The sequence below is a fragment of the Mediterraneibacter sp. NSJ-151 genome (genome assembly GCF_022487435.1).
Lineage (GTDB): Bacteria > Bacillota > Clostridia > Lachnospirales > Lachnospiraceae > Schaedlerella > Schaedlerella hominis.
The window spans coordinates 29,917-43,646 of the sequence record NZ_JAKVPP010000012.1 but is presented as its reverse complement, the minus strand read 5'-3'; the positions used below and the strand labels follow the sequence as shown (position 1 = coordinate 43,646).

The 13,730-nt window shown below is 40.5% G+C and carries 10 protein-coding genes; 9 read left to right on the top strand and 1 reads right to left on the bottom strand.

All coding sequences use genetic code 11. The features are described from left to right. Positions 1-20 precede the first annotated feature (20 nt). Complete coding sequence (locus LQE94_RS11970; protein WP_240577797.1) at positions 21-1,052, bottom strand: helix-turn-helix domain-containing protein; 1,032 nt, start codon at positions 1,050-1,052, stop codon at positions 21-23. Between the two features lie 261 nt (positions 1,053-1,313). On the opposite strand from LQE94_RS11970, the gene baiCD reads away from it, so the two are divergent. The 9 genes from baiCD to LQE94_RS11925 all read left to right on the top strand — a co-directional run bounded on the left by baiCD (position 1,314) and on the right by LQE94_RS11925 (position 13,614). Continuing rightward, entirely contained in the window at positions 1,314-4,775 is a 3,462-nt protein-coding gene (baiCD, locus tag LQE94_RS11965) for a bile acid Fe-S flavoenzyme BaiCD (protein WP_118738106.1), read from the top strand. 130 nt (positions 4,776-4,905) lie between these two features. Continuing rightward, positions 4,906-5,655 carry an SDR family NAD(P)-dependent oxidoreductase gene (locus LQE94_RS11960; protein WP_118738092.1) on the top strand — a complete coding sequence of 250 codons (750 nt, stop codon included), beginning with the start codon at positions 4,906-4,908 and terminating at the stop codon, positions 5,653-5,655. 654 nt (positions 5,656-6,309) lie between these two features. Then, a complete protein-coding gene (locus LQE94_RS11955) occupies positions 6,310-7,068 on the top strand; it encodes an SDR family NAD(P)-dependent oxidoreductase (protein WP_118738091.1) in 759 nt (252 codons plus the stop codon). A 168-nt stretch (positions 7,069-7,236) separates the two neighbouring features. Next, positions 7,237-7,857, top strand: a complete 621-nt coding sequence (locus LQE94_RS11950; RefSeq protein WP_118724804.1) for a methylated-DNA--[protein]-cysteine S-methyltransferase — start codon at positions 7,237-7,239, stop codon at positions 7,855-7,857. Between the two features lie 176 nt (positions 7,858-8,033). Continuing rightward, positions 8,034-8,330 (top strand): STAS domain-containing protein, encoded by a 297-nt coding sequence (locus LQE94_RS11945; protein WP_022074528.1) that lies wholly within the window; start codon positions 8,034-8,036, stop codon positions 8,328-8,330. 63 nt (positions 8,331-8,393) lie between these two features. After that, positions 8,394-10,121 (top strand): MATE family efflux transporter, encoded by a 1,728-nt coding sequence (locus LQE94_RS11940; RefSeq protein ID WP_118738090.1) that lies wholly within the window; start codon positions 8,394-8,396, stop codon positions 10,119-10,121. A 48-nt stretch (positions 10,122-10,169) separates the two neighbouring features. Next, complete coding sequence (locus LQE94_RS11935; RefSeq protein WP_240577796.1) at positions 10,170-10,994, top strand: class I SAM-dependent methyltransferase; 825 nt, start codon at positions 10,170-10,172, stop codon at positions 10,992-10,994. After that, on the top strand, positions 10,994-11,581 hold the full coding sequence (locus tag LQE94_RS11930) for a GNAT family N-acetyltransferase (protein WP_118738499.1): 588 nt from the start codon (positions 10,994-10,996) through the stop codon (positions 11,579-11,581). The genes LQE94_RS11935 and LQE94_RS11930 overlap by 1 nt, the downstream gene beginning before the upstream one ends. An 11-nt stretch (positions 11,582-11,592) precedes the next feature. Further along, on the top strand, positions 11,593-13,614 hold the full coding sequence (locus LQE94_RS11925) for an ATP-binding SpoIIE family protein phosphatase (protein ID WP_240577795.1): 2,022 nt from the start codon (positions 11,593-11,595) through the stop codon (positions 13,612-13,614). Positions 13,615-13,730: the final 116 nt, after the last annotated feature.

The following is a 13,730-nucleotide window of genomic DNA, read 5'->3' as shown; positions in this document are numbered from 1 at the left end:
TCGTCTTTTCAGTGCCCGGACTAAATGAAAGAAAGGAATTCTTCAATCTCTGCCACAGACATTGCATTATACACGCTTTTATGAAAGAAGGCAGCTACTTCCAATTCCCCATAACTGCTGCCTTCAAAATCACAACAATCCTGTAATGCAGAGGTGAGAAGAACTTTGAAATCCTCGCCTTCTTTCGTGTTAAGATAGTCTTTTAATAGCATACAGCAGCCGTGTATATTTTCATAATATTTTTTATAATCAGGATGAAATTCAAGCATCAATGAACTGATTGAAAAAGCAAAAATAGTGGAGGGATGTATCAGTGGCTGGTATAGCAGCTTCCATTTCTTTTTTTGTGTTTCATCTGTTGCAAATAAAGTGAGAGAATCTTTCAATTCTTCAACAAAGGAAGGATAGTCATCCGGGGTGAGTGCGATAATCTTCTGATTACGAAGATACTGGTTTATATTGGCAGCATCTAATTGTTCCGGGGAAAGGGTCTGAAGATAATGTGTCATGATCTTCAAATCTGAATCAATATGTTCCAATGTGGACTGCATGATTTTCTGCCAGAGAAACTGACGGTATTCTGTCATTGGAGCGTCAAGAAAAGACTGCCACAGATATTGGGCAATCCGGCTGGCATCCCGGGAAGTGTATTGTGCATGGTATCTGCTTAGATCCGGCTTGAGTTCGATGTCTTTCAGACATTCAGAAAGTTGCTCAAAGGAATGACAGACCGGAAGTGAAGCCGAAAATTCATCCAGATTTTTCATTGTTTCTTCTGTAGTAAGCAGCAGCGTCTGAAGCTGATGAATCTGTTTATGAAGATAATAAGGAGCTGTTCTTGGATTGGATAAAATAGCACGGATATCAGCAAGGGGAAGTCCGGCATCCCGTAGTTTGCGGATGATCAGAAGACGGGAAACGTCAGATTCTGAGAAATCATGATAACCGTTTTCGGGAGTCGTGGCCGGTGTGATCAACTGCTCCTTGATATAGAAATAAATGGTTCTTTTCTGTAAATTCGTTGTAATTAAAAGCGTACACCTGATATACACTTTTTCTCTTATTATAAGCTATTTCTGAACAAAATACCATGGAAACATAGAAAAAAGTAACAAAGAAAAGAGGAAAATGCAGAAAAAAGAGGAGGTGTTTTGTGAATTATTTAACGTTGACTTTCCACTTACTGTAGATTGTATAGTTGAGTTAAGAGGCGGACAGAACAGATGTGACTTACAATAGAAATGTATGAGCAAAAAATTTTTATCTATGTGTGGTCTGTACGAAGTAGTCCAGCAGAAAAGGAGAAAAACAATATGTTTGAAAAATTATTCAGCCCAATCACAATCCGTGGAATGGAACTGAAAAACAGAGTCATGCTCCCGGCTATGGGAACAAAATTTGCAGGAAAAGCAAGTTATGTAACAGATCAGCTGATCGACTATCATGTAGCACGTGTCAAAGGTGGATGCGGTTTAAATATGGTAGAAGTCTGTTCCGTTCATACACCAAGTGCACCGAGAGGATTTCTTTCTATCAGTGAGGACGAGTATGTTCCGGGACTTAAGAAACTGACAGATGCGATCCATGCAGAAGGGGGTAAAGCAGGTATCCAGCTGTGGCAGGGAAGTATGGCAGTCGGAATGGATCAGACAGCACAAATTTTGATGGCCAGTGATATGCCGATGGGACCTGGAATCACACTTCCTGGAATTACAGTAGAGCAGATTAAAGAAGTTGTAGCATGCTACGGAAAAGCAGCAAAACGTGCAGCAGAAGCAGGATTTGACTGTATCGAATTCCATTGTGCACATAACTATCTGCCTCATTCTTTCCTTTCGGGTGGAATCAACCACAGAACAGATGAGTATGGCGGAAGCTTTGAAAACAGAAGCAGATTCCCACTGGAGTGTATCCGTGCGATCCGCGAGAACATGCCGGAAGATATGCCGCTGTTTATGAGAATTGATGCACATGATGATTATCTGGAAAATGGACTTACTATCGAAGAAGTAATTGAATTCTGTAAACTTACAAAAGAAGCAGGAGTTGATACACTTGACGTGTCTAGAGGAAATATTCTTTCAGCAGGTCTCAAATACGAGGTACCTTCTATTGATATTCCAAGAGCATTTAACATTGACAATGCTGCAAAGATCCGTAAAGAAACAGGAATGTTGACAATCGGTGTCGGAAGAATCAACACACCACAGCTTGCAGAACAGATTCTGGAAGATGATAAGGTAGATATGGTTGTGATTGGACGTGGACAGCTTGTAGATCCTGATTTCTGTAACAAGGCAGAAGCTGGAAATACAGAAGAAATCGACTACTGTGTTGGATGTAATCAGGGATGCTATGATGGATTTGAGAGCAAAGATTCTCCATGCATCACTTGCCTTCGTAACCCGGCAGTCGGAAGAGAGAAAGAATGTGAACTCATTCCGGCAGAAAAGCCAGAGACAGTTTTGATCGCCGGTGGTGGAATCGGTGGACTTGAAGCTGCTATTATTTTGAAGAAGAGAGGACATAACCCGATTCTTTGTGAGGCAACAGACACACTAGGAGGACAGTTCCTGACAGCAGGAGAGGCTCCGAGAAAAGCAGAGATGAAAGCAGCAGTTCTGTCTATGGCAGAGAAAGCAAAACGCCTTGGTGTTGACATTCGTATGAATACAAAGGTAACTCCGGAAATGATTGCAGAGATCAAACCACATACATTTATCAATGCAATCGGTGCAGCACCGATCGTGCCTCCAATTCCGGGAAATGATAAAGCATTTGTTGTAGATTCTCATGCAGTTCTTGACGGCGAAGCAAAGGCAGAAGGAAATGTTGTAGTCATCGGCGGCGGAATGGTCGGCATGGAAGTTGCAGAGTATCTTTCAGAAAAAGGTGCTAAGGTTACAGTTCTTGAGATGATGAAAGAATTCTGTGCAGATATGGGAAGCACAAGAAAAATCTGTGTGACAGAGCAGGTCTATCAGGATGGAATCACTCCGGTAACAGAAGTGAAAGTAACAGAGATCCAGGACGGCAAGGTTATTGGTGAAAAAGATGGAGAAAAAGTTGAATTCCCATGTGATTACGCAGTGATGGCTGTCGGAGCAAGAAAACGTGACGGAAGCGCATTAGAAAAAATGTGTAATGATCTTGAAATCGGTTACTATGAGATTGGTGATGCAGGAATGGCAAGACGTGCACTTAACGCAGTAAGAGAAGCATTTGACGCGGCACTTAACTTTGATAAAGAGGAAGAACATAAATATGTAAGCAAACCGAAAAAGGTCGTATTTATTACAGGTGCAACAGGAACAATGGGACAGGAGACAATGAAGCAGCTCTTATCCAGAAACAATCGTTTCAAGACAAGAATCCTTGCAAGGCCATCAGAGAAAAACCGTCAGCTTCTGAAGAAATATATGTGTCCGTCACTGGAAGTTGTCTGGGGAGATATGGCAGATTACGATACAATCAAGAAATGTGTAGATGGATCTGATTATGTACTCCATATCGGTGCAATGGTATCTCCTGCAGCTGATAAATATCCGGAGAAGACATTGTATACAAATATCGGTTCTACATTAAATATCATCAAGGCAATCAAAGAACAGCCAGATCCAGATAAAGTACATTTCGCATATGTCGGAACAGTTGCAATGACAGGAAGCAGACTTGAACCGGTACAGTTTGGACGAATCGGAGACCCAATGAACCCGTCTATCCATGATTACTATGCAGTATCAAAAGTATTTTCAGAGGCAGCAGTCTTTGAAAGTGGACTGAAATACTGGGTATCCATCCGTCAGACAGGACAGCATCCAAGTGCAGAGGGCGCTGGAGAGGAGCCAATCGTATTCCATCAGCCGGCAAATAACGTACTGGAATGGAGTACAGCACTTGATTCTGGTATTTGTATGGCGAACCTTTGTGAAGATTGGGTTGATGAAAGCTTCTGGCGTAAAGCATACAATTTAAGTTCAGGTAAGGATTACCGTCTGGCAACCTGGGAGATGGCAGGACTTTCACTGGAACCAATGGGAATTAAATATGAAGATGTTTATGATCCACAGGATGTGGCAAGATTTAACTTCCACGGACAGTATTATCTGGATGCTGACAAACTGGAAGAGCAGCTTCATTTCCGTCAGATTCCGGCTAAAATTTACTGGGGTGCTGTTAAGAATGAGATGGAAAGAATGATGGCAAATCCAATGATCGCAGCCATGATGCCGACAGCTGAAGCAATGCATGTACATAATAAAGAAATTGCAGCGAAGAAGACAGGAACTATCTGGATGGAAGAAAACATGGAGATGGATTGGATCAAGGCATTCTTCGGTTCTCTGGAAGAAAAACAGAATGCAAAACCATTTGAACTCTATCATCCGGCAGAAGAACCGGAAAGACCGCTGGCTCATGGTTATGACGAAGAAAAGGGAATTGAGAATCTGGATGTAAATGATCTCGAGAAGGCAGCCAAGTTCCGTGGCGGTTCTTATGAAGAAGACCATGCAGGAGACATTTATACACCGGTTGAGTGGAAGTGTGCGTTCGGACATAAATTTAAAATGTCTGTCAATGCAGTTCTTCACGGTGGTCACTGGTGTCCGGAATGTATGAAGAATTCTTGGGCATATCCGAAGATGGCGAAAGAGAATCCATTCTACGCACAGGTATGGAATCCACAGCACAGCCCGGAGGAAGATTATGAAATCCCAATGCAGTTCAGTGCGTATGACATCAAGAAAGAACTGGAAGAGAAATTGGGACTTTAATAACAGATGAACGCTTTGCGAGGATGCGCAGTGATTCTGATAGGAATATGTCAGCTTCGCTGACCAGAATCACGCGCCAAGTCTCACGGACGTTCGACTTGAGCTAGAATGAAAGAGGAGGACTTTGATAATGGAATTATTAAAGGATAAAGTAGCGGTAGTTACAGGCGGAACCCGTGGAATCGGATACGCAACAGTGAAAAAATTTCTTGAAAATGGAGCGAAAGTTGTATTGTTCGGCTCCAGACAGGAGACAGTTGATAAGGCACTTGCTTCTTTAAAAGAAGAGAATCCGGCATGGGAAGTAAGCGGAGCATGCCCGGATCTGTGCAATGCACAAGCTGTTACAGAAGAAATTAACAAGATTAAAGAAGCGTTCGGAAGAATCGATATTCTTGTAAATAACGCAGGAATTTCTGATAGCACACCAATTGACAGTTACACATCTGAAAGATTTGACCAGGTGATGCAGCTGAATGTAAATGCGGTTATGAATGGTGTCATGCCGACAGTTGCAGTTATGAAAGAACAGGGAGGCGGAGTTATTTTAAATACAAGCTCTATGGTCAGCATCTGCGGACAGCCGGGTGGAGTAGCTTATCCGGCAAGTAAATATGCTGTAAATGGTCTGACATGGTCACTGGCAAGAGAACTTGGACCATTTAACATTCGTGTAAATGCAGTAGCACCTGGAATTACAAAGACAGATATGGTTGCCGCACTTCCGGATGAAGTGATCCAGCCAATGATAAATGCAATCCCTCTTCGTCGTATCGGAGAATCTGAGGATATTGCAAATGCATTCCTTTATCTGGCAAGTGATTTGGCTTCTTATGTGACAGGAGAAATTCTTTCTGTTGATGGAGCAATGAGAACTTGATAAAGACCTTTAGGGACGGGGATTAGTGGCTTTTTTGCAAGCAAAAAAGCCACTAATCCCTGCTTCTGTTTTACGATATCGTTATTCCGGTGAAGACGACAGCAAAGAGCGTGCTGAAAGGATTGGAAGTGCAGAATGTTGGGGCTGGAGAATATCATATTGAAGTGGAGGAATAAAGAAAAATTTAAAAAAATTTATATTTTTAAGTTGACTTTTTAGCCTGTATGGCATATTCTGATAATAGCTAATAAAAGAAATTAGATTTCTACAGATTAAACTTCTGCAGGAAAAAGAAAAAGCTCAGAGTCGTGACCTCTGAGCTTTTTCTATTCCGTTATGTAAGGTGGCTTATACCTTTAGGCTGGTGCCGCTAATCGTCTCTTTCCAACCATTTGCAAATAAAGTAGCTAACAATACCTGCCATTACGGAGACAATAAAAGAAATTAGAATATCCACAGATTTCACCTCCCTTCTACCGGAAGGAGTCGCGGCTATTTAAGCATATCATATTACAAGTGATTTGGCAAAATGTTCACTGAAAGAGAAAATAGGGCTTTAAGTTATATTGAAATGTAGAATATATATAAAGAGATTGAAAAACAGAAAGAAAAATTGTATAATTTTACCTATAACAACAAAGGAGGAGCTTTGAAATGGATCGTTTGAAAGGTAAAGTAGCTATTATTACAGGAGGTAACTCAGGGGTTGGAGAAGCAACAGCAAAAATGTTCGCTAAAGAAGGCGCAACTGTTGTTATCACAGCAAGAAGAGAGGCTGCGCTGGAGAAAGTAGCAGAAGAGATTAAGGCAGCAGGCGGAGACGTTTATGCTGTTTCAACAGATATCTCGAAGAAAGGGGATCCGGAGCGACTGATGGATCTCGTGATTGAAAAGTATGGCAAGGTAGATATTCTTGTGAATAATGCAGGAATCCTTGAGGAAGGGCTGAAACCAATCGATCGATTCTCAGATGAAGATCTTGATCGTATCGTAGAGACGAATGAAAAAGGAACTATGCGCTGCATGCGTGCAGCAGCACGGAAGATGCAGGCAGGAGCATCCATCGTAAATGTTGCTTCTATTGCCGGAGTAAAGGGATGTGGCGGAGCTGCTTATGTAGCATCAAAAGCAGCAATCGTAGGTGTGACAAAGCATACAGCACTTCGTTTCCAGGCAACAGGTATTCGTTGTAATGCAATCTGCCCGGGAAATATTATTACACCAATGACATCAGGAACAAATCCGGCAGCACTTGATCCGGATATGATTGGTGCGATGTCAACACATAGTAATCTTAGAACACCATCTTGTACAGCCGAAGACGTAGCAAATGTAATTTTGTTCTTTGCAAGTGATGAATCAAAGGCGATTACAGGACAGGCAATTGTAACAGATTTTGGAGCTATGCTGTAAGAATATAATATGGTTAACAAAAACAGGAGCAGAGATTGTTCCTGTTTTTGTTACTGTGCGCCTTGCGGTGCACATTTCTAATAGGTGACAAATTTTGCTCCAAGGGGTGTTCATTTTGGAAAATATACTTTATGCTTAGAGTAAACAAAAAAAGAGTGGTGAGATAAGATGAAAACAAGAGAGGAAGCAGTTGCCTATGGTCTGACTTTTCAGGATAGCTATGAAGACAGACCCTTCAAAGACCAACGATGGCAAGTGATTCGTGTAAAGCCAAGTAAAAAGATATTTTTGTGGATCTATGAAAAAGACGAAAAGATTTGCTTGAATGTAAAGACTGATTTTAGATGGAGAGATTTCTGGCGTGCAGCATATCCATCGGTAATTCCAGGATATCATCAGAACAAAGAGCATTGGAATACAATTATTCTGGATGGATCTGTTCCAGACAAGGATATTAAACAGATGATCGGCGAGAGCTATGACCTTGTGACAGACAGCCCTACGAAAAGGATTTATGAGGCTGTGAAAAAGATTCCGAAAGGGCATGTGGCAACTTACAGTCAGGTTGCGAAGATGGCAGGAAATGAAAAGATGTCTAGGGCTGTTGGGAATGCACTTCACAAGAATCCAGATCCGGAGCATATTCCATGTTTCCGTGTCGTGAATGCAAAAGGAGAGCTTGCCGGAGCATTTGCGTTTGGCGGAGCGAATGTGCAGGCAGAACTTTTGAGAGAAGATGGTGTGGAGGTTATAGATGGAAAGGTGGATCTGAAAAAGTATCAGATGTGATTAGCAGGGAAGCCAATAGGGACGGAGTTTCTGGCTCTTTTTTGCAAGCAAAAAAAGCCAGAAACTCCGTCCCTATTGGCTTCCCTGTTGGCTTAAAAACTTCGTCCCGGTTATTGGCTTTAGCCAAGAAAAATGTTAAAATAAATATAATTATACTGAAAAAGGAGAGAACGGTTATGGAAATAAAGAAAACAAAAAATGGAAACGAATTGATTTTTGCTATCCAAGGACGATTGGATACAACTACGGCTCCTCAGTTTGAAGCAGAGCTGAAACAGAATATAGATGGTGCGGAAACGCTGATATTGGACCTTGTTGATTTGGAATATCTTTCATCCGCAGGACTTCGCGTGTTTCTTACAGCGCAAAAGATAATGAATAAGCAAGGTGAGATGATAGTACGCAATGCAAATGAAACAATTTCTGAGATATTTGAAGTTACTGGATTTTCTGATATTTTAACAATTGAGTAAAGCTTTTGTAAAAGCGAAAATGAGGAATAGGATTTTACAGATTAGAGAATTTGTGAGGTGCTTATGGATACAAAATTTGCGAGTGACGCATATAGATATTTTCTGATATGGGGCATTTGTGCGTCCCTTGCAATAACAATTTGCACGATTGTGGATGCGGCCCTTGTAGGCAATCTGGTGGGAGCAGAAGGTCTGGCTGTTGCAAATATTTCTACACCAGTCTTTTTGTTGTATGCTTTGTTTGGTATTACGATAGGGGTAGGTGCAAATGTACAGATTGGCAGACTGCTGGGAGCATCAGATATTCACACGGCAAATCGTGTGTTTCATTCCCAGCTTGGAGTGGGGCTCATTATTGGTGCGTTGTGTCTTTGCCCGATTTTTTTTAAGGACGCGTATTTTTCTTTCTTAGGAGTAACCAAAGAACTTTATCCTCTGGCAGAACAGTATCTTACAGTGGTCATGTGGTCAGCTCCTATATTTGTAATGTACCACATTTTGTCGATATCTGTTCGCACGGACAGTGATCCTAAGCTTGCAGCTGTCGCATCAGCTGTTGTAATCCTGACCAATCTTTCTCTGGATCTGTTTTTTATGAAAGTGCTTGGCATAGGGATTATTGGTGCATCTGCATCTCTTTGCATTGCAGAGACATTAGGCGTTCTCGTGTTGTTGGTTCATTTTATAAAAAAAGACAGATTATTAAAGCTTCGATTGGCTTGCCCATCAATTTCAGACGTCTGGAAATTTGTATACAATGGGTTTGGTATGGGGGCTGCAAATATTTTCGGTGCGGTTGTTATGTTGGTGTTTAATACACTGCTTCTTAGATATGGTGGCGAATCAGGAGCATTTTATGTCGCCATTTATGGCGTGATTTATACAGTCAGCACAATTCCGGCAGGCATATTTGAAGGTGCATCGGGAGCACTCTCAACGGTAACATCATTTTTCGTGGGTGAATCGGATGTGGACGGTATTTTTATTGTACTTAGAAAAGCATTGATAGTTGCTGTTTTCAGTGGCGGTGTTCTTGCAACCCTCTGTGCAGTATTTTCAAATCTTATTTTAAAATTTTTTGGCATCAGAGATATAGGTGCTGTTGAAAATGCTTCTATGGCAATGCGGTTATTTGCACTTAGTATGGTATTTATGGGAATTAATATGATCATTACAGCATTCTGGCAATCCATTGAAAGAGCGAAACTTGCAGGGGCGATGTCCGTACTCCGAAATTGTTTCCTGTTGCTTGCGATTGGTACAATATTGATCCCAAGAGAAAATATTGTCGGTCTTTCAGCTTCTTATGTATGTACAGAAATTTTTTGTACACTGGGGATTGTTATTGTATATATATTCCGTTCATCTAAGAAATATGTGTCAGAAAAATACGGAATGACAGGAAAATGTATAGAGTGTAGTTATCGTATAGAGAAGGAAAGCATGACACAGATATCCGAAGACCTTGAACGGATTTGTGAGGAGTGGAAAATTGGAATAAAGCAGGCATTTGTCATCAACTTTATTTGTGAAGAGCTTCTGCTTAATATCATTAAATATGGACTTAGTAACAGAAGTGCGTCGAACAAGGAGCATTATATTTCAATCAAACTGCTGGAAAAGGACGGCGATTATATTCTTCGTATCCGTGACAATGTCAGTCTGTATAATCCGTTTGAGTCAGATGGGGACGAGATAGATGCAGGTGTATTAAAGCTTATTCAAAAGAAAACAAAATACTGCGATTATCAGCGGAAAATGATATTTAATAACTTATATTTGATTATTTAAGGAGGAACAGTGGTGCAAAATCAGCTTGTTTTTCAGGAAAAAACAGAAATGGAAAGACTACGTGTTCAAAATAACCTCCTGGCGTGCTATGAGACTCCTGTTTTTAATCAGATTTTTTCTGGAAGACAAAATTTGGCTGTGCTTGATATCGGATGTAACGATGGAATGAAAACAGTGGAACGTTTTTCTTCAGAGGTAGTATCACGTGTGATTGGACTGGAATATAATGAGAAACTTGCCACGAAAGCGCAACAATCCTATGGCGATGAAAAATTTTCGTTCTATGCGTTTGATGTGGAAGCGGAGGATTTTGCAGAAAAACTTCGCACCATAATGAAGACAGAACAGATAGATGGATTTGATGTGATCTATCTTTCTTTTGTTTTAATGCACTTAAGTGATGTAAATAAATTACTTGTATCCATTCGTCCATTTCTGAAAACAGAAGGAAAATTAGTTATTATCGAGGCAAATGATTCGGCTTCCTATTTGAGCCATGATAAACAAGGGCTGCTTGGTGAGTTTTTGAAAATATTGAAAAAAGATAAATATTCAGGCAACCGCGAGGTAGGAGCAAGTATTTGTAGCATACTTCCAGAGTGCGGCTATGAAAATATCTGTGTCTGGCACGATTGTGTTTCGGCATCAGGAAGAGAACGTGAAAAGAAAAAAGCAATCTTTACCACTTTTTTTAGCTATCTCTCGGAGGATGTATTATTACTTTTAGAGTCAGAGCCGGAGAATGAAGAATATAAATTGTGGGCAGAATGGCTGGATTGTTATTATAAGACTTTAAAACGTCTAATTCTGCAGAAGAAATCAACAATCTCAATGGGAATTAAATTATTGACATGTACGAAAGGCGGTGAATAATGTATACAATTACTCTTGAAAATGGAATGAGATTTTATCTTAGACCACTGAAAAAAGAAGAAATTGAGGAAGCGAGTTTTTTGAGCGATGAATGTGTGGGAAAGAATCTTTATCCAAAAGAGGAAATTGCCGCAACGCTTAATGATCAAGAAAAATTTTTCTATTTACTGAAAAACGAAAAGGATGAAACAATTGGGTATATTTATTATTTTCTTACAAATGAAGAAGAGATAGCAAAATACTCAAAATTAGATATAAATGTATTTCGTGAGGTATATTCTAATTCCGATAAAAAAGTGGGAAAGATACAGTCTGTAGGAATCAAGAGGGAATATCGGGGAAATGAACTTGCGGTAGAAATGATGCAGTTTATTTCGAAGGAAATGAAAAAGGCTAATATAGACATTACCTTTATTGTCTGTTGGAAGCCTGGGGGAATTCTCCCATTAGGGAAAACGCTTGCAAAGTGTCAGTTCGACTATTTAACGGAAGCGAAAAAAATTTGGTACGATGATATGGAATTAATCTGTCCTCATTGCAAAGGAAGATGCAGCTGCGATGCGGAAATTTATTACAAATTACTTTAGGAGGGATGAGGATGAAAATTAAACTTTTGCCCAAATTTATCATTTCACTGGGGATTGTAGGCTTGATACTTACAATTGCAACATCACTTTTTAGTTATGCAACGTCGAAATCCTACCTTGAGGAAATGTGTGCGAATCGTGTGATGACAAACTGTAATGCAATAGCTGCGATGATCGATGTGGAAGATGTAAAAACAATTCTCTCTGACGGCGGAAATCAGACGCCGGAGTATCAGAAAATGTGCAAACTTTTCAACCAGCTGAAAAAAGATGGTAATGTTACATTTCTTTCGCTCGTAGTTCCGGATGAAGATAGTGTTTGTTTTTATATTGACGCTATGGTCGAAGAAATGGGAGATGATCCTGCAAATCAGATTCCTTACGGAAGCGATATCCTTTATGTTGATGCGGCAAATCCGGACGACCCGGCAGATATGGAGAAGTATATCACCATCTGGCAAAGATATGCGGAAAATAAGGGACTTGATAAACCACTTGTCACGGATAATGATTATGGATACAACTACACGGGGGTATCGGTTATCCTCGATGAATCGGGAAATGCGATCGCAGAAATTCAGTATATACTTGATATGAGTGAAGTAAGGGCATACTTAATTTCCGTGCTGACCAATATGCTGTTGATTTCTTTTGCAATTATTGGTTTGACCATTGTCGCGTACGTTTTCTTCGTCAGAAAGATGGTGACAAAACCGATTGGCAAGCTTACCGATTTCACACAGGAAATCACAGAGACGAACAATTTTGAAAATCAACGTATAGAAATCAAGACCGGAGATGAGATAGAGTCTTTGAGTGATTCCTTTAATTTTATGTTGGAGGAGATTCAAAATTATATATCAAACCTTTCTAAAATAACTGCTGAGAAGGAACGTATCGGAGCGGAATTAGATGTTGCAAAACATATCCAGGAATCCATGCTTCCATGTATTTTCCCGGCATTTCCTGATCGGCATGAATTTGATATTTTTGCATCTATGACTCCTGCAAAAGAAGTCGGCGGTGATTTTTATGATTTCTTCCTGGTGGATGATGATCATTTAGCAATGGTAATGGCAGATGTATCCGGTAAAGGTGTTCCGGCGGCAATGTTTATGATGATTTCAAAAACGTTGATCAAATCAGCGACACAGAGCGGATTGTCTCCGAAAGAAGTGTTAGAAAAAGTGAATAATCAGCTTTGTGAAAATAACGATGCTGAAATGTTTGTAACCATCTGGCTTGGTATTCTGGAAATATCTACCGGAAAAATGATATGTGCAAATGCAGGGCATGAATATCCGGTGATTATGCGTAAAGACGGAGAATTTGAACTTTACAAAGATAAACATGGATTTGTACTGGCTGGTATGGAGGATATTCGATATAAGGAATACGAGCTGGAAATGAATGCGGGTGACAGGCTCTTTGTTTATACGGATGGTGTGCCGGAAGCAATCAATTTGTCTAATACGCTATATGGAACAGACAGAATGGTAGCGGCTCTTAATACAGCTAAGACAGGTTCATGCAGTCAGCTGTTAGAAGCAGTACATCAAGATGTGAAATCCTTTGCTGGCGAAGCGGAGCAGTTTGATGATATTACCATGCTGTGTCTCGAAATAAAAAACACGCTGCCGGATTTGAAAGAAATCAAAATTGAACCATCTTTGGACAAACTGCCGGAGGTGACAGAGTTTTTTGATAGAATTCTTTCCGAGGCAGAAGTTCCGGCAAAAACAATTTTGCAGATCAATGTAGTTGTGGATGAAATTTTATCTAATATTATTTATTATAGTGGTGCAACCAGCGTTAAGGCTGGATGTGCTTCGGCAAATAATCAAGTGATTTTGCAGTTTACGGATAATGGATGCCCATATGATCCTAGAGAAAAAGCAGATCCGGATATTAGTTTACCGCTGGAAGAACGTGAAATCGGCGGCCTTGGAATCTTCATGGTGAAAAAAATAATGGATGAAATTTCTTATGAGTACAAAGATGGTCAAAATATTTTGACGCTCTTCAAGAGGTAAGGATGGCCAAGGGAGCCAACGGGGACGGGGGTTAGTGGCTTTTTTGCTCGCAAAAAAGCCACTAACCCCCGTCCCCGTTGGCCGTCCCAATGTTATTGCCCCCGTCCCCGTTGGCT

Coding starts and splice junctions, on each gene's coding strand:
- baiCD (WP_118738106.1), top strand. CDS start 1,314: ATGTTTGAAAAATTATTCAGCCCAATCACAATCCGTGGAATGGAACTG.
- LQE94_RS11930 (WP_118738499.1), top strand. CDS start 10,994: ATGTATACAATTACTCTTGAAAATGGAATGAGATTTTATCTTAGACCA.
- LQE94_RS11940 (WP_118738090.1), top strand. CDS start 8,394: ATGGATACAAAATTTGCGAGTGACGCATATAGATATTTTCTGATATGG.
- LQE94_RS11960 (WP_118738092.1), top strand. CDS start 4,906: ATGGAATTATTAAAGGATAAAGTAGCGGTAGTTACAGGCGGAACCCGT.
- LQE94_RS11950 (WP_118724804.1), top strand. CDS start 7,237: ATGAAAACAAGAGAGGAAGCAGTTGCCTATGGTCTGACTTTTCAGGAT.
- LQE94_RS11935 (WP_240577796.1), top strand. CDS start 10,170: ATGGAAAGACTACGTGTTCAAAATAACCTCCTGGCGTGCTATGAGACT.
- LQE94_RS11955 (WP_118738091.1), top strand. CDS start 6,310: ATGGATCGTTTGAAAGGTAAAGTAGCTATTATTACAGGAGGTAACTCA.
- LQE94_RS11945 (WP_022074528.1), top strand. CDS start 8,034: ATGGAAATAAAGAAAACAAAAAATGGAAACGAATTGATTTTTGCTATC.
- LQE94_RS11925 (WP_240577795.1), top strand. CDS start 11,593: ATGAAAATTAAACTTTTGCCCAAATTTATCATTTCACTGGGGATTGTA.